Raw genomic sequence first — 21,449 nt, 5'->3', positions numbered from 1 at the left:
GTGGGAGAGGGTGGCTCGCCGCGATAGCGGCGAGACGGGTGAGGGGTTCTCTCCGCCCGCATCGCTGTCAATGGAGTTTGCGGGGAGAACCCCTCATCCGGCGCTTCGCGCCACCTTCTCCCACAAGGGGAGAAGGGGCGGCGTCGCTCTGGATAGTTCAGCTCACTTCATCTTGCACTTGTCGTGGAAACGGTCCTGGTCGTTCTCCACGATGGTCGCCACCGTCTTCAGCGCGAGCTGGCCTTCGGCATCCTTGACCACGTCCTGCAGATAGAAGCTCTGCACCGGGATGTGGTTGTTGCCGTATTTGAACGCGCCGCGCAGCGACTTGAAGTTGGCCTTCTCCATCTCGGCCTTCATCGCGTCCTTCTTGCTGGTGTCGCCCTTCACAGCGACCACCGCGCTGTTGATGAGCTGGGCGGCGTCATAGGATTGCGCGCCGTAATAGGTCGGGCGCAGGCCGGGATATTTCTTGCGGTAGTCGGCGACGAAGCGCTTGTTCTGCTCGTTGGGCAGGTCGTTGACCCATTCCTGCGCGCCGGGCACGCCGAGTGCGTTCTCCTTCTGCAGCGGCAGCGAGAGCTCGTCGACGGTGAACGCCGTGTAGAGCGGCATCGTGCTCTTCAGGCCGGCCTGCGCATATTGATTGAGGAACTGCACGCCGGCAGCTCCCGGATAGAACACGAAGATCGACTCGGCGCCCGAAGCGCGCGCCTTGGAGAGCTCGGCGGAGAAATCGAGCTGGCTCGGCCAGACCGTGTATTCCTCGCCCTTGATCTCGCCCTTGAAGGTGTTCTTGACGCCCGCGAGCATGTCCTTGCCGGCGGCATAGTTCGGGCCGATCAGGAACACGCTCTTGACGCCCTTCTGGTTCATGTAGAGGCCCATCGCCTGCGGCGTCTGGTCGTTCTGCCAGGAGGTCGAGAACACGTAAGGCGAACACAGCTCGCCCGCGAGCTGCGAGGGGCCGGCATTGGCCGAGATCAGGAAGGTCTGCGAGTCGACCGCGGTCTTCAACGAGGCGAGCAGCACGTTCGACCAGATGTAGCCGACGATGAAATCGACCTTGTCCGACTGCACCAGCTTCTCGGTCTTCTGCTTGCCGACGTCAGGCTTCTGGCCGTCATCCTCGTAGATGACCTCGACCGGCTTGCCGTCCATCTTGCGGCCCATGTGATCCAGGGCGAGCTCGAAGGAGTTGCGCATGTCGTTGCCGATCACGGCGGTCGGGCCGCTGAAGGTCGAGACGAAACCGATCTTGATGGTGTCGCCGGCGAAAGCCGGGCTCGCCAGCACCAGCGCCGCTGCGCCCGCCAGCCAGAATGCCGTCCTCATAACCACTCCCCTCCTTATGATTGAGCCCGCAAGCGGGGTGATCGCCGCTCCGAGCCTTCTCTATTGAACGCAAAATCCGTCGCGCCGCCAATGGCTCAGCGCCCGCCCCTGCACCATATTTCGCCCCCAAGGCGGATGGCAAGAAATATAATTCTACTCCTTCGGCCAAGACCCTGTCAGGCCTGCGGCGCTTTTTCGCGCCGGCACGATACACCCTGCCTATGTCGCGATTGATGACCTCTATTGGACCGCGGCCCTCGATCCGCACTTAAATGAAGGGGAGCAGCAGCGAGATTCGAGGGTGCACCATGGCCGCCAATCCCCACCGCGTCGTCATCGTCGGAGCCGGCTTCGGCGGGCTGGAGGCGACCTACCGCCTCGCGGGCGCCCCAGTCGCGATCACGCTGATCGACCGCCGCAACCATCATCTGTTCCAGCCGCTGCTGTACCAGGTCGCGACCGCCTCGCTCGCCACCAGCGAGATCGCCTGGCCGATCCGCCATCTCATGCGCGACCGGCCCGACGTGACGACGCTGTTCGCGACGGTCAGCGGCGTCGATGCGGCAAGGCGCTGCGTGTTGATCGACGACGGCAGCGAGGTGCCCTACGACACGCTGGTGCTGGCGACCGGTGCGCGGCACGCCTATTTCGGCCACGACGAATGGGAGCAATGGGCGCCCGGCCTGAAGACGCTCGAGGACGGCACCACCTTGCGCCGTCACATCCTGGTGGCGTTCGAGCGCGCCGAGCGCGATACCGATCTGGCCAAGCGCGCGGCGCGGCTGACCTTCGTCATCGTCGGTGCCGGCCCCACCGGCGTCGAGCTCGCCGGCACCATCGCCGAAATGGCGCGCCACACCTTGCCCGGCGATTTCCGCAACATCGACACGACCAAAGCGCGCGTCGTACTAATCGAGGCGGGGCCGCGCGTGCTCGCAGGCTTCGCCGACGACCTCTCGGCCTATGCGCAGGCCTCGCTGGAAAAAATCGGCGTCGAGGTCGTGCTGGGACAGGCCGTCACCGAGATCAACCGCGAGGGCGTCGTGTTCGGCGGCAAGCTGCTCGAAGCCAAGACCCGGATCTGGGCCGCCGGCGTGCGCGCCTCGCCCGCCGCCGAATGGCTGGGCGCACCAGCCGATCGCGCCGGACGCGTGCAGGTCGAGGCAGACTTGACGATTCCCGGCCATCCCGAGATCTTTGCGATCGGCGACACCGTCAGCATCAACGCCTGGGAGGGCAAGCCGGTGCCGGGCATCGCGCCGGCCGCGAAGCAGCAGGGCCGACACGTCGCCGAGACCATCAAGGCCCGGCTGCGCGGTGCTGCGACCGGCCCGTTCCGCTACAAGCACGCCGGCAGCCTCGCCCAGATCGGCAAACGGCTCGCCGTGATCGATTTCGGTCGTTTCAAGCTGCGCGGCACGATCGCGTGGTGGATCTGGGGCATCGCCCACATCTACTTCCTGATCGGCCTGCGCCACCGTCTCAGCGTCGCCTTGAGCTGGCTCTGGATCTACGCGCGAGACCAACGCGCCGCGCGGTTGATCACGCAGGGGTCGAGCAAGGTGGTGTAGACGCTCGACGCGTGTCCCGGACGCGCTGCAGCGTGCAACGCTGCTGCGCAGAGCCGGGACCCAGGAGTTTGGGCCCCGGCTCTGCGGCGCAACGCTTCGCGCTGCACCGCGTCCGGGGCACGAGACCGTCATCCCTACTTCACCAGCTCACACCCGCCCTCCGCCAGCGGGCGAAACGCCTGCTCCGCCGGAATCGTCGAGACCAGCTTGTAATAGTCGTACGGATATTTCGACTCCTCCGGCTTCTTCACCTCGAACAGGTACATCGGGTGCACCACGCGGCCGTCCTGGCGGATGATGGTGTCGCCGAACAGCTTGTCCTTGCCCTTGAACTTCTTCATCTCGGGCACGGCGTCCTTGGCGTTGTCGCTGCCGGTGGCGGCGACCGCGTTGAGATAAGCGAGCGTCGAGGCATAGACGCCGGCCTGGTTGCCGCTCGGCATCTTGCCGTTCATGCCGGGGCGCGCGGCGAAGCGTTTTGCGAAGGCACGGGTGTCGTCGTTCATGTCCCAGTAGAAGGCTTCCATCAGCTGCAGGCCCTGCGCGACCTTGATGCCCATGCCGTGGACGTCGTTGATGAAGAGCAGGAAGGCGACGAGCTTTTGTCCGTTCTGCTGGATGCCGAACTCGGCGGCCTGCTTCACGGCGTTGATGGTGTCGCCGCCGGCATTGGCAAGGCCGATCACCTGCGCTTTCGAACCCTGCGCCTGCAACAGGAACGACGCGAAGTCGGAGGTGCCGAGCGGATGCTTGGAGGAGCCCAGCACCTTGCCGCCGTGGCCCTCGATATATTTCTGTGCTTCCGCCTCGATGCCCTTGCCCAGCGCGTAGTCGACCGTGAGGAAATACCAGTCCTTGCCGCCGCGCGACATCATCGCGGCCGCCGTGGTGTTGCCGGTCGCCCAGGTGTCGTTGACCCATTGGATGGTGTTGGGCGAGCAGGCCTTGCCGGTGAGATCGGAGCTTGCGGTCGAAGACGCCAGGAACGTCATGCGGCTGTCGCGCAGCAGCGTGTTGATGGACAGGCTGACCGCCGAGTTTGGCACGTCGACGATGGCATCGACGCCCTCGACGTCGAGCCATTTGCGCGCGATGGCGTTGCCGACGTCGGCCTTGTTCTGATGGTCGGCGTAGACGATCTCGACCTTGATGCCTTTGCCGCCGCCGTTGAAATCCTCCGCCGCCATGCGCGCGGCTTCCACCGAGCCCATGCCGTTGGTGTCCTGGAAGATGCCGGAGATGTCGTTGAGCACACCGACACGCACGACATTGTCGGAGATTTCGGCGCTCGCCGCGCCGGCTATCAGGCTCGCGGCCAGCGCGAGCGTCCATTTCAGATGTTTCATTTTCCCTCCCCTGTTGATGCGTTGCCGCGCCGGTGTTGCCAGCGCGGGAAATTCAGACCTGCCGCTCCGGCAGCTTCACGACGAGCCCGTCGAGCTCGGGTGTGATCTTGATCTGGCAGGACAGCCGGCTGGTCGGCCGCCGCTCGCTCGCGGTGCCGTCGAGCAGCGCGTCCTCGTCGTCGGCCATGGCGGGCAGGCGCGCGAGCCAGCTTTCGTCGACATAGACATGGCAGGTCGCGCACATGGCGTTGCCGCCGCATTCGGCCAGAATGCCGTCGAGGCCGTGACGGGTCGCGGCCTGCATGGCGCTCTCGCCGACCGAGGTCTCGACGCAGTCGGACTTGCCGTCGGGATGGATGAAGGTGATGGCGGGCATCAGAATTCCTCGTCAGGCCGGGGTGATGGTGACAGGCAGGCTGTCGAGCCCGCGCAGCGTGTTGTTGAAGCGGCGCTTTGGCTCGCCCGTGATCTCGATCTTCGCGATGCGCCGGGCCAGCGCGGTCAGCATCACCTCACCTTCCAGCCGCGCGACGAGCTGGCCGACGCACATGTGGATGCCCGAGCCGAAGCCGACATGGCCGGAGGTGCGCCGGGTGATGTCGTAGCTGTCAGGCTGATCCCAGCGCCGGGGATCGCGGTTGGCGGCGGCGAGGAACATCAGCACCTTCTCGCCCTCGCCGATCGTCGCGCCCGAGAGCTCGACCTCGCGCGTGGTGGTGCGGAAGAAGGTCTGCACCGGGCTTTCGAACCGCACCGCCTCCTCGAAGGCGTTGCGTGCCAGCGTCGGATCATCGCGCAGGCGCTGCCACTGTTCGGGGAAGCGCGCGAGGCAATAGACCGCCGCGCCGATGCCGTTGACGGTGGTGTCGAGGCCGGCCGACAGCAGCGAGCGCACCAGCAGCGGCGCCTCGGTGGCGGTGATCGCGCCCTCGTCGGCCTGCGCATGGATGCAGGCCCCGAAGCCGCCGGGCGCGAGATTGTCGCGCTGGCATTGCTCGGCGACATAGGCCTGGTGCGGCGCCGAGCGCGCGATCGCCTGCTGACGCAGCTCGTTCGGCGGGCCGAACGCGTTGAACACGACGCTGGCATAGGGAATCAGATGCTCGCGGCCTTCCGCCTTCAGGCCCAGCGCATCGGGAAAGATCGAGAGCGGATAGGCCTCGGCGAGATCGGTGATCGCATCGAAGCTGCGCTTGTCCAGCAGCGCGTCCACCCGCTCCTCCGCTGCGGCGGCGAAGCGGTCGCGCACCTGCTTCATCACGGTCGGCGACAGCACTTTCGACAGCACGGCGCGGGTGCGGGTGTGCGCCGGCGGATCGGCCTCCAGGATCAGGCTCGGCGGACGCCACGGCGTCTCCTTCTTGAAGTCGGACAGGCCGACGCCGCGGCTGGAGCAGAACGTCGCGGGATCGTTCAGCACGGCATGGACCTCGGCATAGCGCGCCACGCCGTAGACGTTCCATTTGTCGAGATAGACGACCGGCCCCGCCTCCCGCAGCCGCTGATGCGTGGGATAAGGGTCGGCGAAAAAATTCATGTCGAAGGGATCGACGTCGAGATGCGGGACGGACGCGGGGCCCGTCGCTGCCGGGGTGCCGGATGCGGTCATGGAAGACCTCCCTCATTTTGATCTTGTGAAAGGGCGGCGCATGCCCTTAGGTCTTTCGGCCCGCCGCGAGATAGAATCCCGATATGCCTGCGCCTTCGACCAAAGCCCGCCCCAAGCCTGCGCCCGTTGAGGCGGGACCGACGCTCGATCTCGACCGTTACGTCCCGGCGTTCGTCACCTTCATCGCCAACAAGCTCTCGAACAGCGCGACCGCGTTCTATCAGCGCGAGTTCGGCGTCAACGTCACGGAATGGCGGATCATGTCGCTGCTGGCGATCGAGCCCGGCATTCCGGCCTCGCGCATCTGCCACGTCATCGGCTTCGACAAGGGGCCGGTGAGCCGAACGCTGGCGGGCCTGGAGAAGCGCGGACTGGTTTCGATCCGCACCGACCCCAATGACGGTCGCACCCATTCGATCGCGCTGACGGCGAAGGGCCGCGCCACCCATGACAAGGTGATCGTCGCCGCGCTCGAGCGCGAGCGGCGGTTGCTGTCGTGCCTCAACAAGGACGAGCGCGAGGTGCTGATCGATCTCTTGCGCCGGCTGCACGAAAATCTCGGCGCGGTCACCGGCAGCACCGAGGCCTGACGGGCCGCGCACCAAGCGCCACCTTCCGTCACATCCAGGCATACGCCGACGTTTGCCGGCGACACCAGTTCTGCCGCGCATTGTTTCCTCCAGAAAAGACGCAGCGGTTCGCCCGCCGTCATCCTTGTCCGGAACGGTTCGCACAAATTAGTTGCTTAAGCAACAAAAGAATCGGCAAGATAGTGCGGCAGGAGTGTTGGCGTATTTCAAGCGCTGCTGCGTCATGTTCCGTTCGTCATTCCGGGGCGCGCGAAGCGCGAACCCGGAATCCATCGTGCAACACCCCGCGGTGAAATGGATTCCGGGCTCGCGCCGAGAGGCGCGCCCCGGAATGACGGCGGAATGTGACTTCGCTGACTCGGCCTCTACAACCCGATCCATTCCGACGACGCATCGTCGTTCAGCCGCGCCACCGCTTCCGCTCGCCGGGTCAGCACGGCGCGCTGGTTGATGTAGCCCTTGTCGGTGATCTCGCCGCCGTCGACCGATGGCGGCTCGGCGAGCAGCAGCGCGCGGGTGGCGTGGCCGGAGGAGTTGGGACCCTGCTGCCTGAGTTTCGCCAGGCCCTGCGCGATGGCAGCCCTGACCTTGTCGTGCGCGAGCACCTCGTTCACCTCGGCCGTCTCGCCCAGGCCGGCGTGGGCGCGGCAAGCCGCGATGTTCGGAAACACCAGGAAGCGTGCCTCGTCGCCGCCATGACCCGACACGACGATGTCCTGCGCCAACGGCGAGAGCGCGGCGATGCCGGCGACGCGCAGCGTGCCGACGCTGACCCAGGTGCCGGAATTGAGCTTGAAGTCCTCGGCGACGCGGCCGTCGAAGAACAGGCCGCGCTCGGGCCGCCCGGCATCGGCCAGCTTCACGGCATCGCCGATCAGATAAAAGCCCTCCTCGTCAAAAGCCTGCTTCGTCAGCTCCGGCGCTTTCCAATAGCCCGGCGTGACGTTGGGGCCGCGCACCCGCACCTCCAGCTTGTCGCCTGACGTGACGAGCTTCAGTTCGGTGCCGGGAATGGGCACCCCGATATTGCCGGAGCGTTCGGCGAGGAAATGGCAGTCGGTCGCGAGCGGCGAGGTCTCGGTCGAGCCCCAGGCCGAGACCATCGGCAGCGCGCGACCGACGGTGTTGATCGAGAGCTCCGCGAGCGCGTCCCAGAGATTCTGCGGCAGCGCCGCGCCGGCGTAGAAGGCGAATTTCACTTCGCTGAAGAAGCGGCGGCACAGCGCCTCGTCGCCGCGCAGTGCGGAGATCAGCATGTCGAAGCCGCGCGGCACGTTGAAATAGACCGTCGGCATCACGCTTTTCAGATTGGCCAGCGACGTCGCGAACAGACCGGGCGCCGGCTTGCCGCCGTCGATATAGAGCGAGCCGCCATTGCGCAGCACGAGATTGAAATTATGGTTGGCACCGAAGGTGTGGCTCCAGGGCAGCCAGTCGAGGATGACGAGATCGCCGCGGCCGGGCTGCAGGAAGGTCCAGGTCTGCGCCTTGGCCTCTTGGCTCGAGGTCAGCATGCGCTGGGTGTTGATGACGGCCTTCGGCGTGCCTGTTGACCCTGACGTGAACAGGAATTTCGCGATCGTGTCCGGCGTCACGGCGGCGAACGCCGTTGCCACCTCAGGACTCTCCGGCGTTGCCGCAACGGTGCGGAAGGCGAGCGCACCGGCGTCATCCTCATTGCCACTGATGATCTGTGCATCGTGCAGCGGCGCGATGGCGGCGAGCGCGGCGGCAAAGGGTTTTGTCGCAGAGACATAGATTGCGCCCGGCTCGAGCAGCGTGATCATGCTCCTCAGCTTCTCGAAATCTCTCGACATCAGCGAATAGGCCGGCGAGATCGCGGCCGAGGGCACGCCGACATGCTGGGCGGCGAGCGCAAGCAGCGCATGGTCGACGCTGTTGTCGGAGAGGATCGCGAGCGGGCGCTCCACGTCGAGGCCTTGGCCAAGAATCCAGGATGCCGCCGCGCGCACCTGCCGCAGCGCCTGCGCATAAGTGATGGTGGTCCAGGGCCCATCGACATTGCCGCGCTCGGCCAAGAAGATCGTGTCGGGCGATTGACGCGCAAAATGCTCCAGCCAATCGCCGATGCAACGCGCCCCTTCCCTGAGCGGCTCGGGCGAGCGCAGCACGATGCTGCCGTCGGCGCGATGCTCTGCGACGGTCTTCGGCGTTGCGAACAGACCTGCAACGTCACCGCGTGGGGCGACTGTCATGTGTTTCCTCCCTCCGCCTGGATCCGGGATCGGCCGCAGCTTCGTTCGGGCTGCCTTGGTCATAATGTTGGGCATGACAATTGTTGTCGTCAACAACAATCTTTCGCTTGGCCCGCTGACGCGCTAAGCTTGCCCGGCGGAGACACGATGTGACAGCCAGCGCAACCCAGACTGCCCCACGCAAGCGCGCCGGCAACGGCGCGGCGCCGCGCGAGGTCGCCGACGATGTCGGCCTCGACGCGCTGGTCGGGCACGCCGGCTATGCGGTGCGACGCTTCCAGATCTGGATCTTCCAGGACTTCATCAAGACACTCGGCGAGGTCGACATCCGGCCGACGCAATATTCGGTGCTCACGGTGATCGGAGCCAATCCGGGCCTGTCGCAGATGGCGGTGGCAAAACGCCTCGGCATCGAGCGCGCCCGGCTGGTGCATCTGCTCGACAGCCTCGAGCAGCGCAAGCTGGTCAAGCGGGTCAAGTCGAAGGCGGACCGCCGCTCCCATGCGCTGCACCTCACCGCGCCGGGCGAGACGGCGCTGGCGAAGTTCAAGCTGCTCGCGGCCGAGCACGAGCGGCATGTCGAGGCGAAGATCGGCAAGGAGAACCGGGCGCAGCTGCTCCGCATCCTCGCTGACTTCACCTGATCTCGACTGCCCATGATTTGAGCAAATGCCCGCCCCAGGGCGGCGCCGCGACTGCCCAGCCACTCCGCGAAATATCTCCCAAGTCCCTGATCACACGATAATATCCGGAGCAATCGCGCTGCCCGGATATTGTACACAATGGCACATCGCTTGCTTTACCCCGGGCGAAGACAGATTGGAGTTTTGTCGCCATGAGGGCTGAGATGGGGGCTGAGCAGCCTGAAACGATCGCCGCGATTGTGGCCGCGCATCGCGCGGGCAGGCTGACGCCGGCACAGACGGTCGCGCGCACCTATCAGCGCATCCGCGACCACAACGATCCCGCCATCTTCATCAGCCTGCGCGACGAAAAGGACGCGGTCGCGGAGGCGGAGAGGCTGGCTGCGCGCGCGGATGCCGCCAGCCTTCCGCTCTACGGCGTGCCGGTGGCGGTGAAGGACAATATCGACGCGCTGGGTTTTCCCACCACGGCCGCCTGCCCGGCGTTCTCCACCACGCCGACGCACGATTCGACCGCGGTGGCGCACCTGCGCGCGGCCGGCGCCATCATCATCGGCAAGACCAATCTCGATCAGTTCGCAACCGGCCTCGTCGGCGTGCGTTCACCCTATGGCATTCCCAAAAATTCCATTCGCGAGGATCTCATTCCCGGCGGATCGAGCTCGGGCTCTGCCGTGGCGGTGGGCGCGGGGCTTGTGCCGCTGTCGCTGGGGACTGACACCGCCGGCTCGGGCCGCGTGCCAGCGATGCTCAACAACATTGTCGGGCTGAAGCCGAGCCTCGGCATGATCTCGAATGCGGGCCTGGTGCCGGCCTGTCGCACGCTCGATTGCATCTCGGTGTTCGCGCTGACGGTGGACGACGCCGCGCTCGCGCTCTCCGTGATGGCGGGACCGGACCAAGCCGATCCGTTCTCGCGCGACCGGCCGCTTCAGCCGATCACGCCGCTCCCGACTGGCTTGCGTCTTGGCGTGCCGCGCAAGGGTCAACTGATCTTCTTCGGCGACAAGAAGGCGGAGGCCGCCTATGCCGATGCGCTGACGCGCTGGACCACGCTTGGCGCGGAGCTGATCGAGTTCGACCTCGAGCCGTTCTACGAGACGGCGCGGCTGCTCTATGAGGGTCCGTGGGTCGCCGAGCGCTATCTCGTGATCAAGGATCTGCTCGCGTCCGCGCCGGATGCGATTCATCCCGTGACGCGCGAGATCACCGCGGCCGGTGCGCGACTCACGGCGGCGGACACCTTCTCCGCGCTCTACCGCTTGCAGGGCCTGCGCAAGATTGCCGAGCGGACGTTTGCGAATATCGACGCGCTGGTGCTGCCGACGGCGCCGACGGCCTATACGACCGCGCAGGTGCTCGCCAATCCGATCGAGCTCAACAGCCGGCTCGGCACTTACACCAATTTCGTCAACCTGCTCGATCTCTGTGGCCTGGCGCTGCCGGCATCGATGCGCAATGACGGCATTCCGTTCGGCATCACGCTGCTGGCGCCCGCGGGACGCGACGCGATGCTCGCCAGCATCGGGCGGGTGTTTCATGCGGATACGAAGCTGAGCCTCGGCGCCAAGGGCGTGGCGCAGGCACCGCTCGCGCCGTTGCCGGCAAGCAGCGGCGACGAGATCCCGATCGCGGTCGTCGGTGCACATCTGTCCGGCATGGCGCTCAACGGTGAACTGACGGCGCTGAATGCCACGCTGATCGAGGCGACCAAAACCGCGCCCGACTACAAGCTTTTCGCGCTTCAGACCACGCCGCCGAAGCCCGGCATGCTGCGGGTTGCAGCCGGTAACGGCGCGGCGATCGAGCTGGAGATCTGGTCGCTGTCGTCGTCGGCGTTCGGCAAGTTCGTCAACGCCATTCCCGCGCCGATGGCGATCGGCACGGTGCGCCTCGCCGATGGTCGCAGCGTGAAGGGATTTCTCGTCGAGCCGGAAGTGCTTGGCGAGGCGCGCGACATCACGGCCTATGGCGGATGGCGCAAGTTCATGGCGGAAGCTGCGAAGGCATAGCCGGTCTCGTAGGGTGGGCAAAGACGCGCTCTTCGCGCGGCGTGCCCACCATTACTTTACGGTGGGCACGCTCGCTTTGCCCACCCTAAGGCACCGCGTATGCGTCTACACCGACACCGCGTAGATCTCATACTCGCCGCGCACCAGTTCGATATGCGCGCGCATCGCGGCGGCGGCGCCCTGCTTGTCGCCGCGCATGATGGCGACGACGACGCGGTCGTGCTCGGCTTGCGATTTGGCGAGGCGGCCGAGATTGCGGAACTGGGCGCGGCGGAACGGCTGCACGCGGACGCGGGTCGCCAGCGTGATCTCGGCGATGTAGCCGTTCTGCGATCCCGCATAGATCGCGTTGTGGAAGCGCTCATTGACCTCGTGGAAGCGATCGGGATTGCCGGTGTAGCTCAGCACCCGCAGCTCTTCGTGGATCGCTTCGAGGCCATGGCGTTCGGCGGCGGACATGCGCTCGGCGGCAAGCCCTGCGCACAGCGCCTCGAGCTCGGCCATCGCTTCGAACATGCCCGTCAGCCGCTCGATCGAGGGCTGCGCCACCACCGCGCCGCGATGGGCGCGCGCCTCGACGAGGCCGCTCGCCACCAGCTGCCGCAGCGCCTCGCGCACCGGGGTGCGCGAGACGTTGAAGCGGCGCGCGATGTCGGTCTCGTCCAGCGGCGAGCCGGGGGCCAGGGCGCCGCGCACGATCTCGTCGGCGAGCTGCAGGCGCAGCTCCTCCGCGCGCGTGACCTTCTGCACCGATGCAGAGGGACGATCGACGCGCGGCACCACCGGCTCCGTCGGCAGTGTCCCTTGCGGAAAATCGTCAAGCGTCATGCGGTCTCTTTCGGCTCGTCGATGATGCTGACATGGGCGGCGACGACGCGCCAGCCCTCCGGGAACCGAATCCAGGTCTGCATCTGCCGGCCGACCTTGCCGGGCGCGGTGTCGCGATAGAACAGCGTGGACGCCACGGCCGTGTCGCGGCCATAGCTCGAGATGACGGTCTTGGCGGTGCGGCGGTTCAGCCCAACCGGCGAGCGAGCGGCGCGGAAGCCGTTGATCGCCTCATGGCCGTAGAGATTCTCGCCCATGCCGTAGCGCAGCGTGCGGGGATCGTTGCGGAACAGCTCGCCGAGCACGGCGACGTCGTTACTGACGAGAGCCCGCTCATAACGATCGAACGCGGCTTTGACTTCCGCGATCACATCGGGGAGATCGATCTCCATCTCAAATTCCTCTCAAGGTCCGCTTAAGTCCGCTTAAAGTCCCCTTGGGGCAGGCGCGGCAGCCACGCCCATCTTTTCCAGGGCATAGGCGACGCGGAGCGCAATGTCCTCGCGCCAGGGCGCCGCGATGATCTGCACGCCGATCGGCAGCGGCTCGAGCGGCACCGGAACCGCGACGACCGGCAGTCCGATGAACGAGATCGGCTGGGTGTGAATGCCGATATTGGCACGCACCGGGAGCTCGACGCCGTCGAGATTGAAATTGACCTGGCCGAGCTTCGGCGCGGTGCAGGGCGTTGCCGGCGCCAGCAGCACGTCGACCGACTTGAAGATCTCGGCGAGCTGGGCGCGATACCAGCGGCGGAATTTCTGTGCGCGGTCGACCAGCGCCGCCGGCACCATGGCGCCGGCGATCAGCCGGTCGCGCACGGCCGGATCGAAATCGTTCGCGCGCTGGCGCAGGCGATCGAGGTGCAGCGAGGCACCTTCGGTGGTGGAGATGACATAGGCCGCAGCGCGAGCGCGCGCCGCTTCGGGTATGTCGACCACCTTCGTCGCGCCGAGCGCCTTGGCGACACGGCCGACGGCCTCGACGGCTTCCGGAAACACGTTCTTCTGAAAGTATCCGCCGGCGATGGCGATGCGCAGGTCCGAGACCGGGTTGGCGATCAGCGGCAGCGTCGGCTCCAGCCCGCGTGTGGTGCAGGCGCTGTCATCCGCATCCTCGCCCTGCATCACGTCATAGGCGAGCGCGAGATCGGCGACGGACCGCGCGAACGGGCCGAGATGATCGAGGCTCGCAACGAAGGGGAACGAACGCGCCCGCGACAGCCTTCCATAGGTTGGCTTCAAACCGAAGATGCCGCAGAACGAGGACGGCACGCGGATCGAGCCATTGGTGTCCGAGCCCAGCGCGATCGGCACAAGCGCGCCGCCGACGGCACTGCCCGAGCCGCCGGAGGAGCCGCCGGTCATCCGCGTGGTATCATGCGGATTGCGCGAGGGGCCGTCATGGACGTTCTCGCCGGTGAAATCATAGGCGTATTCGCCCATGTTGAGCGCGCCGACGAGCACGGCGCCGGCCGCTTCCATGCGCTCGATCAACGTCGCGTCGCGGCTCGCGGGCGCGCGGTCGCGGTTGATCTTCGAGCCGGCCCGCGTTGGAAGCGCGGCGACGTCGAACAGGTTCTTCACCGCGAAGGGCACGCCGGCGAGCGAGCCGACGTCCTTCCCGGCGGCGATGTCGGCATCGACCGCACGCGCCTTGGCGCGGGCGCGATCGGCAGTGACGTCGGTGAAGGAATTGAGGATGCCGTCGTGCTGCTCGATGCGCGCGAGCGCTGCTTCAGTGGCATCGAGCGCGGACATCTTGCGGCTTGCGACCGCGCGGGCGATCTCGGCCGCCGTCATCTCTGGCTTGGTGGTCATGGCAGCATCAGGCCGTGAAGATCGGCGCCGGCTCGGTCTCGTCCGGCAGCGCGAATTCGTCGACCAGGCGGGCGAGCCGCAGCGAGACTTCGAGATTGGCGCGCACCGCGGGCCGCCAGGCCTCCTCGACCGGCAGCGCCAGCGCTTTCGATAATGCGTCGATATAATCGTCCAACGGCTCGGCCATCACTGTCTCAGCTCAATGCACTGGCAACGGCGGATGCGGGATCGCCGTCAGCAGTTCCTTGGTGTAGTCGTCCTTGGGATCGCCGAGCACCTGCTCGGAAGAGCCTTCCTCGACGATCCGTCCCGTCCGCATCACAATGACACGATCGCACAGCAAGCGCACCACATTCAAATCATGCGAGACGAACAGATAGCTCATACCTAGCCGCGCCTTGAGGTCCTGCAGCAGGTTCAGCACCACGGCCTGCACCGAGACGTCCAGCGCCGCCGTCGGCTCGTCGAGGATGACGAGCTTCGGGTGCAGCGCGATGGCGCGGGCGATGCCGACGCGGGCCTTCTGGCCGCCGGAGAGCTGGTGCGGGAAACGATCGAGCAGATTGTGCGGCAGCCCGACCATGGTGGCCAGCTCCTCGCAGCGCGCGCGGAGCGCGTCGCGTCCCCTGATGTCGCCGAGCTGCATGATCGGGTCCGCGATGGCGCGCGCGGCGGTGAAGCGCGGGTTGAGGCTGTCGGTCGGATCCTGGAACACCATCTGGATGCGACTGCGCTGCGGCATGCGTGCGAAGGCCGACGGCGCGATGCCGGAGATGTCCTCGCCGTCGAACTGGATCAGGCCGGAGGTCTGGTCCAGCAGGCGCATCACCATCATCGACGTGGTCGACTTGCCGCAGCCGGATTCGCCGACGAGGCCGACGCTCTCGCCATGGCTAATCGAGAAGCTGATGCCGTCGACGGCGCGGAACACCTCAGGCTCCACGGGCGGCTTGCGGCCGAACAGCCTTCCAAGCGTGGCCGTGGCGCCCTGGCGGGGGTATTCCTTGACGAGCTTTTCGATGAGCAGGAGGGGCCTTGAATGCTCGTCACCCCCGGGCTTGACCCGGGGGTCCATCGAAGGAGAGGCATCTTGCGCAGCGTGATGGATGGCCGGGTCAGGCCCGGCCATGACGGATGATGATTTGGTGCCCCCCTCCTCCTCCGGCAACAGATCCCGCAGGCTCACCCCCAACCGCGGCGTCGCGCGCATCAGCTTCTTGGTGTAGGGGTGCTGCGGGTTGGCAAAGATGTCGGCGGCCTTGGCGGTCTCGACCACCCGGCCCTTCTCCATCACCACGACGCGGTCGCAATAGGCGGCGGCCAAGCCCAGATCGTGGGTGATGAGGATGGTCGACATCGCGCGGCGTTTGGTCAGCTCGACGATCAAATCCATCACCGCCTTCTGCGTGGTGACGTCGAGGCCGGTGGTCGGCTCGTCCGCGATCAGGAGCTGCGGATTGCAGGCGAGCGCCAGCGCGATGACGACGCGCTGGCACATGCCGCCCGACAGCTCGAACGGATAGGCGTGATAGCGCTCGCGCGGGCGGGCGATCTTGACCTGCTCCAGCGCCTCGATCGCCTTCTCGCCGTGATCTTTGACCTGGGCCTGCTGCACATGGGTGCGCAGCACGTCCTCGATCTGATCGCCCACTTTCCGGATCGGGTTCAGCGCCGCGCGCGGGTTCTGGAAGATCATCGAGACTTCGCGGCCGCGCAAATCGCGCATCTGGTCTTCGCTCGCGGCCTTGACGTCGATGCCGGAGAACATCACCGAGCCCTCGGCGATCCGCCCCGCGCGATCGAGGATGCGCATCACCGCGTAGGAGGTCACCGACTTGCCCGAGCCGGACTCGCCGACGATGGCCAGCGTCTCGCCCTTGGCGACGGAGATGTTGACGTGCTGCACGGCTTTGACGATGCCGCGGCGGGTGGAGAATTCGACGGTGAGGTCCTGGACGTCGAGCAGGGGCTGGGCGGTCATGCGGGCCTGCCGTCACTCAAAAAACGCGAAAACAACCCCATGCACAGTAGAACGGCATTGGAATCGCTAGGGAATTTTCGACGAAAATCGGCCATCACGTCCTCCGCTGGGGGTCGACGATGTCGCGCAGGCCGTCGCCGAGGAGGTTGAAGCAGAACACGGCGATCATCAGCGCAAGGCCCGGGAAGAGCGCGATCCACCATTCCCCTGACACCATGAAGCCCGCGCCTTCGGCGACCATGATGCCCCATTCCGCCGTCGGCGGGCGGACGCCGAGGCCGATGAAGGAGAGGCCGGCGGCGTTGAGGATGGCGTAGCCCATGGTCAGCGACATCTGCACGATCATGATCGGCATGATGTTCGGCAGGATGTGCACCAGGAGGATGCGGAATTCGCCGTTGCCGGACAGGCGCGCGGCCTGCACGAAGCCGGCGTTGCGGCGGACATTGGCCTCGGCGCGCGCGACGCGGGCATAGAGCGGGAAGTTGACGATGGCCGTGGCCAGGATGATGTTCTGCACGGTGTTGCCAAGCGCGGCGACGATGCCCATCGCCAGCACGAACAGCGGGAAGGCCATGATGGTGTCGGCGATGCGGCCGACGATGCGGTCGGTCCAGCCGCCAAAGTAACCGGCCGCGATGCCGGCGAGCCCGCCCATCAGGAACACCAGTGCGACCGAGGCGACGGCGATGAAGGTGTCGAGACGCGTTGCGACGATGACGCGGCTGAAAATGTCGCGGCCGAGCTGGTCGGTGCCGAACCAGTGCGCCATCGACGGCGGCTTCAGAGCTGCGGCGGTGTCGGAGGCGAGCGGATCGTAGGGCACCACATAGGGGCCGAAGATCGCGGCGACCAGGATCAGAACCAGCAGCGCGAAGGCGAAACCGGTGACCTTGTTCTCGCCGAGGACGTAGCGGGTCTGTTCGATGATCGCCGACAGCCCGGATGTGCGCGCGGGACCGGCGGGTTCAACAGCAGGCGCAACGGAGCTCATCGTTCACTCCTGGAGCTTGATGAAATCGGGACGCCGGCGAGCGGCGGCTTGCTTCACCTCTCCCGCTTGCGGGAGAGGTCGACGCGCCCCGGGCGATGCGAAAGCATCGTCCCGAGCGCGGCGGGTGAGGGCACTCGCCTCTTGGGGAGTCTCGATTGCGGAGACACCCTCTCCCCAACCCTCCCCCGCACGCGGGGGAGGGAGCGCACCGCCCACACGATTCGCGCCGGGCGCGATGATCATGGTTCAGCCCTCCAGCCGTACGCGTGGATCGATCACGCCGTAGAGAATGTCGATCACGAGATTGAGCAGCACGTACATCACCGCCATGGTGAGGACAAAACCCTGCACCGGCGCGAAGTCCGACGAGATCAGCGCTTCCACCGCGTAGGAGCCGATGCCAGGCCAGGCGAACACTTTCTCGACCAGCACGTTGGCCCCGAGCAGGAACGAGAACACCATGCTGAGCGTGGTGATGACGGGCAGCATGGCATTACGGAATGCGTAGGTGACGATGACGGTCGCCGGCGACAGGCCGCTGGCGCGGGCGGTGCGGACGAATTCGGACGACAGCACGGCCAGCATCGAGGCACGCGTCATGCGCGCGATCGGCGCCAGCGAGAAGATCGCAAGCGTGGTCGCCGGCAGGATCAGCTGGCTCAGCGCCGAGCGAAACGCCTCGAGGTCGCGCGCGATCAGCGTGTCGATCAGGTAGAAGCCTGTTACCGTCGGTGGCGCGCTGTAGAACACGTCGAGCCGGCCGAGCGGCGCGGGCGACCAGCCGAGCCGGAAATAGAAGACGTAGACCAGCACGAGGCCGGTGAAGAACACCGGCAGCGAGACGCCGGCCGTGGTCGTGACGCGACAGAGATGATCGACCCATGACCCTGGCCGCGTTGCCGCCAGCACGCCGAGCGGGATGGCGATGACGATGGAGACGATGAGGCCGAGCAGTGTCAATTCGGCGGAGGCCGGCAGGCGATTGCGGATCTCGGCCGCGACCGGTTGCCCCGTGGTCAGCGAGTTGCCGAAATCGCCATGGGCGAGATCATTGGTGTAGCGGAAGAACTGCTCGATCAGCGGCTTGTCGAGGCCGAGTTTCTTGCGGATCTGCTCGACGGCCTCTTTCGTTGCGGCGGGGCCGGCGAAATAGGCCGCGGGATCACCCGGCAGCGCGCGCGTCAGCAGGAAGGTGACGATGACGACGCCGATCAGCGAGGGGATCGCAAACATCAGGCGCTTGCCGATCATGGTCAGCATGGGATGCTCCACTGGCTTGCTTCGCCTCTCCCGCTTGCGGGAGAGGCCGACGCGCCCCGGGCGATGCGAAAGCATCGTCCCGCGCGCGGCGGGTGAGGGCTCTCTCCATTCGGGGATAGCCTCTGCGCGCTCTGACAATCCCTATGCCGAGGCACCCTCTCCCCAACCCTCTCCCGCAAGCGGGAGAGGGAGCCTAGCGCCGATGACGATGCGTCGCCGACGATCAGCATGTCCCCCTCACCCCTTCACGAGCGCGCGATAATCCAGCCTCCGGTGGAACCAGTATTGATAGCCGCTGATGTTCTTCTGCATCGCGACGTTGACGAAGGGCTGGTAGAGCGGGATGCGGGGGATGTCGGTGAAAGCGAGATCGACGAAGCCCTTCACGTCGGCGTCGTAGGCCGCCTTGTCGCCGCTCGCGGCCGCGGTGCGTGCGCCGTCGATGAGCTTGTCCATCTCCGCCGACTTGTAGCTCATGGTGTTGAAGACGGAATTGTTGCCGTGATAGCACCAGTAGAAGAAGTATTCGGGGTAATCGAGCCAGCCCGAGAACACGTTGGTGAAGAGCGGCATCTCCTTCTTGTTCAACTCGGTGCGCCAGTTTGCGCCGGGCACCTTGTTGATGGTGGTCTTGACACCGATCTGCGCGAGGCTCTCCTGCACCAGCACGCAGAGCGGCTCGTTGACGCCCGCGAAATTCAGGTCGAACGAGATCGTGGTCTCGAAGCCGTTGGCATAACCCGCCTCAGCCAGCAGCGCCTTCGCCTTGTCCATGTCGGTGTTGTATTTGTGCGGCTGCGGCCAGGCGACTTCGGTCGGCTTGTCCTTCGGCGCGCCGAACATCGGATTGGCGAGGCCGAACATCACGGCGTCCATGATCTTCTGATAGGGCAGCGCGTAGGCCACGGCCTGGCGCACCTTCGGATTGTCGAAGGGCGGCTTGGTGACGTTCATGCCGATATACTGGATGCCGTTGGAGAACGGCAGCGACACCACGTTGAGCTTGCCGTTCGCTTTCATCTCCTGGAAGTCCTTGTTCGGCAGCTCGTAGGAGATGTCGGCGTCACCGCGTTCCAGCAGCGCGCGGCGGTTGCCGGCCTGCGGCACCATGCGCCAGATCACGCGCTTGATCTTCGGCAACGGACCGCAGACCCAATCGTCGTTGCGCTCCATGATCACTTCGGTACCGGCGGTCCACTTCGTCACCTTGTAGGCGCCGGAGCCCGCGGTCTGCTGCTTGGTGAATTCGAGACCCCAGGGATCCTTCTCGCTGGCGTTCTTCTTCACCAGCTCGGAGTTGACGATGCAGGGCACGATGACGGCGAGATCGGGAATCGTCAGCCTGTCCTTCTTCAGGAAGTCGACGCGCACGGTGTGGTCGTCGATCACGACGAACTGCTCGGGCTTGGTCAGCGAGCCCGCGCTCATCTGGAAGGTCGGAAAGCCGCCGACGCTGACGGCGCGGTCGAGCGACCACTTCACGTCCTTGGCGGTGACGGGCGTGCCGTCGTGGAATTTGGCGTTCTTGCGCAGCTTGAACGTGACCGACATGTCGTCGATCTTGAACTCTTCGGCGAGTTCGCCCTTGAATTTGTCGCGGTCGTAATAGGGCACCCCGCCCGGGCCGCTCTTCATCTCGTGGCTGATCAGGCGGTCGTAGCAATTCCAGGACACCTCATAGCCCGGCACGTTGGTGCCGACGCCGTGGATATCGAGATTGTTGGGGCCGCCTTCCGAGACGATCAGCAGCGTCTCGGAGCGGGCATCGGCATAGGCGGTGGAGATCACGGTCGGCATCGCAGGCAGCGCCGCCCCGGCGGCCAATCCGGACACGGACTTGAGGAAATCGCGGCGCTTCATCGAAATGCTCCAACGCAAAGGTTTTGGTTGGAACCGGATTCGCAAGGTTCGTGCCAAGGCTTAAGGGGCGTTTACGATTGCTCTAAGTAATTGGAGATAATGATATTATTCATATTTTTCGTGTCTGCGGCCTTTCGGCCCGACCCCTCGCATTGCATACAAAGATACGCTTTTGCTCATTTTATGGGCGACAATATGCAATCGCCCGCCTTGTGAGCACGACGGTTATTCGGGGGCAATGCGCAGCATCGGGCCCAGAATGTCGGAGAGGCGTGGAGCGCTACCCCGCCCAGATCAGCTCCTGCAGCTCGACCAGATTCGCCGCCTTGTCTTGCCAGCCGTCGATGCAGATATGCGCGTTGAGGTCGCTGGCGCGGTGCAGCAGCATCAGCGCCATCAGGCGGCGCTTGAGCGCGAAGTCCGGCTTGGCATAACCAAAGCCTTCGAGCAGGCTCTTCACCCGGCCCGGCCGGCCCGCCGCCATGAACGCGCTGGGGCCGAGCAGGTCGTAGTCCCGCCATCCCGCCAGCACGTCGCCGAAATCGAACAGGCCGGCGAGTGACCATCGGCCGTTATCGCAGGCGAGCAAAAAGTTCTCCGGAATGTATTCGCCGATCAGGATCACCGGCGGCGCCTCCATTGGGATCAGCTCTGACGCATCGCGCAAGAGATCGTCGAGGCCGGCGACGAATTTTGGCGCAAGGCCGAGGCGCGTGTGCCTGGCGCGGCAACCCTGCATCTGCTGGCACATGAAATCGTCCCAGCGCGGCTCGATCGTCGCGAGCGGGCCGAGCGGGGCGCGCTGCACGCTGGCGATGGTCTCCCCGATCTGGCGCAGCACGCGCTCTTTCTGGTGTTCCGGCAGGCTCGGCCAAATCTCCGAGCCGAGCGTGCCTGATAGCCGCGTGATGACGAGGTAAGGCCAGCCGTCGCGCTCCCCTTCCGCGACGATCTCGGGGATCGGCAGATGCAGGCGGCCTTTCAACTGCATCTGCGAGCCGCGCTCGGAAACGAACTGCGCATGCAAGAGCGGCGGGAAGATCTTCAGGATCAGCTTGTCGCCGAGGCCGACCACGAGATTGGTGCCGGTCGCGAACACATGCGGCGCGCTGGTGTCGAGATTGTGGGTGCGCGCGATGTCGAGCGCGATGGATAGCCAACGCGGCGCATCGGAGCGAAAGGCGCGGAAGCTCGCGGTGTCGGTGAGCGCTGGCAACCCCTGCAATGGAGCGGAGATCATTTGGGATAGCTCAACGATATGAGCTTCATTGATTCAGTGCGAACCGAGCAGGCGGTGCACCTCTCCCGCTTGCGGGGGAGGTCGGCGCGAAGCGCCGGGTGGGGGCTTTCTCCTCTAGGGGATTGTCCCATTGTGGAGAGAGC

The 21,449-nt window shown here is 65.7% G+C and carries 18 protein-coding genes; 4 read left to right on the top strand and 14 right to left on the bottom strand.

All coding sequences use genetic code 11. The annotated features are described in order from the left end of the window. Positions 1-162 precede the first annotated feature (162 nt). Complete coding sequence (locus SE92_RS25505) at positions 163-1,335, bottom strand: ABC transporter substrate-binding protein (protein ID WP_063199567.1); 1,173 nt, start codon at positions 1,333-1,335, stop codon at positions 163-165. Positions 1,336-1,643: 308 nt separating this feature from the next. Between SE92_RS25505 and SE92_RS25500 the strand changes: the two genes are divergently transcribed. After that, positions 1,644-2,906: an NAD(P)/FAD-dependent oxidoreductase gene (locus SE92_RS25500; RefSeq protein WP_063199564.1), complete on the top strand. Its 1,263-nt coding sequence runs from the start codon at positions 1,644-1,646 to the stop codon at positions 2,904-2,906. A gap of 134 nt (positions 2,907-3,040) precedes the next feature. Here the strand turns inward: SE92_RS25500 and SE92_RS25495 are convergent, their stop codons facing one another. Genes SE92_RS25495 through SE92_RS25485 form a run of 3 tightly spaced genes read right to left on the bottom strand, consistent with a single transcriptional unit; the run spans position 3,041 to position 5,861 of the window. Beyond that, on the bottom strand, positions 3,041-4,252 hold the full coding sequence (locus SE92_RS25495) for an ABC transporter substrate-binding protein (RefSeq protein ID WP_063199561.1): 1,212 nt from the start codon (positions 4,250-4,252) through the stop codon (positions 3,041-3,043). Between the two features lie 52 nt (positions 4,253-4,304). Beyond that, positions 4,305-4,628, bottom strand: a complete 324-nt coding sequence (locus SE92_RS25490; protein WP_063199558.1) for a 2Fe-2S iron-sulfur cluster-binding protein — start codon at positions 4,626-4,628, stop codon at positions 4,305-4,307. Positions 4,629-4,640: 12 nt separating this feature from the next. Continuing rightward, positions 4,641-5,861, bottom strand: coding sequence for a cytochrome P450 (locus SE92_RS25485; RefSeq protein ID WP_063199555.1), 1,221 nt, complete (start codon positions 5,859-5,861; stop codon positions 4,641-4,643). 83 nt (positions 5,862-5,944) lie between these two features. Between SE92_RS25485 and SE92_RS25480 the strand changes: the two genes are divergently transcribed. Next, on the top strand, positions 5,945-6,451 hold the full coding sequence (locus tag SE92_RS25480) for a MarR family winged helix-turn-helix transcriptional regulator (protein WP_063199553.1): 507 nt from the start codon (positions 5,945-5,947) through the stop codon (positions 6,449-6,451). Positions 6,452-6,816: 365 nt separating this feature from the next. On the opposite strand, the gene SE92_RS25475 is transcribed toward SE92_RS25480, so the two are convergent. Then, on the bottom strand, positions 6,817-8,667 hold the full coding sequence (locus tag SE92_RS25475; RefSeq protein ID WP_063199550.1) for a feruloyl-CoA synthase: 1,851 nt from the start codon (positions 8,665-8,667) through the stop codon (positions 6,817-6,819). A 149-nt stretch (positions 8,668-8,816) separates the two neighbouring features. On the opposite strand from SE92_RS25475, the gene SE92_RS25470 reads away from it, so the two are divergent. Continuing rightward, positions 8,817-9,311, top strand: coding sequence for a MarR family winged helix-turn-helix transcriptional regulator (locus tag SE92_RS25470; RefSeq protein ID WP_063199547.1), 495 nt, complete (start codon positions 8,817-8,819; stop codon positions 9,309-9,311). Between the two features lie 203 nt (positions 9,312-9,514). Continuing rightward, the gene (gene atzF, locus SE92_RS25465) at positions 9,515-11,323 is read left to right on the top strand and encodes an allophanate hydrolase (protein ID WP_157095956.1); all 1,809 of its coding nucleotides are present in this window, start codon (positions 9,515-9,517) and stop codon (positions 11,321-11,323) included. A gap of 105 nt (positions 11,324-11,428) precedes the next feature. Here the strand turns inward: atzF and SE92_RS25460 are convergent, their stop codons facing one another. From SE92_RS25460 to SE92_RS25420, 9 genes are all read right to left on the bottom strand, one after another. Continuing rightward, positions 11,429-12,151 carry a GntR family transcriptional regulator gene (locus SE92_RS25460; protein ID WP_063199541.1) on the bottom strand — a complete coding sequence of 241 codons (723 nt, stop codon included), beginning with the start codon at positions 12,149-12,151 and terminating at the stop codon, positions 11,429-11,431. Continuing rightward, a complete protein-coding gene (hpxZ, locus tag SE92_RS25455; protein WP_063199538.1) occupies positions 12,148-12,543 on the bottom strand; it encodes an oxalurate catabolism protein HpxZ in 396 nt (131 codons plus the stop codon). Before hpxZ ends, SE92_RS25460 begins: the two co-directional genes overlap by 4 nt. A gap of 33 nt (positions 12,544-12,576) precedes the next feature. Beyond that, complete coding sequence (locus SE92_RS25450) at positions 12,577-13,971, bottom strand: AtzE family amidohydrolase (protein WP_063199536.1); 1,395 nt, start codon at positions 13,969-13,971, stop codon at positions 12,577-12,579. Positions 13,972-13,978: 7 nt separating this feature from the next. Then, entirely contained in the window at positions 13,979-14,158 is a 180-nt protein-coding gene (locus SE92_RS25445; protein ID WP_063199532.1) for a DUF4089 domain-containing protein, read from the bottom strand. Positions 14,159-14,170: 12 nt separating this feature from the next. Continuing rightward, positions 14,171-15,952 (bottom strand): dipeptide ABC transporter ATP-binding protein, encoded by a 1,782-nt coding sequence (locus SE92_RS25440; protein ID WP_063199530.1) that lies wholly within the window; start codon positions 15,950-15,952, stop codon positions 14,171-14,173. A 94-nt stretch (positions 15,953-16,046) separates the two neighbouring features. After that, on the bottom strand, positions 16,047-16,946 hold the full coding sequence (locus SE92_RS25435) for an ABC transporter permease (protein WP_063199527.1): 900 nt from the start codon (positions 16,944-16,946) through the stop codon (positions 16,047-16,049). Between the two features lie 246 nt (positions 16,947-17,192). Beyond that, positions 17,193-18,206: an ABC transporter permease gene (locus tag SE92_RS25430; RefSeq protein WP_063199524.1), complete on the bottom strand. Its 1,014-nt coding sequence runs from the start codon at positions 18,204-18,206 to the stop codon at positions 17,193-17,195. Positions 18,207-18,443: 237 nt separating this feature from the next. Next, positions 18,444-20,066 (bottom strand): ABC transporter substrate-binding protein, encoded by a 1,623-nt coding sequence (locus tag SE92_RS25425; protein ID WP_063199519.1) that lies wholly within the window; start codon positions 20,064-20,066, stop codon positions 18,444-18,446. A gap of 280 nt (positions 20,067-20,346) precedes the next feature. After that, positions 20,347-21,306 carry an aminoglycoside phosphotransferase family protein gene (locus SE92_RS25420; protein WP_063199516.1) on the bottom strand — a complete coding sequence of 320 codons (960 nt, stop codon included), beginning with the start codon at positions 21,304-21,306 and terminating at the stop codon, positions 20,347-20,349. Positions 21,307-21,449 lie beyond the last annotated feature (143 nt).

It is taken from the genome of Bradyrhizobium sp. AT1, assembly GCF_001590795.1.
Taxonomy (GTDB): domain Bacteria; phylum Pseudomonadota; class Alphaproteobacteria; order Rhizobiales; family Xanthobacteraceae; genus Bradyrhizobium.
This window is presented reverse-complemented; position numbering and strand designations above follow the sequence as displayed.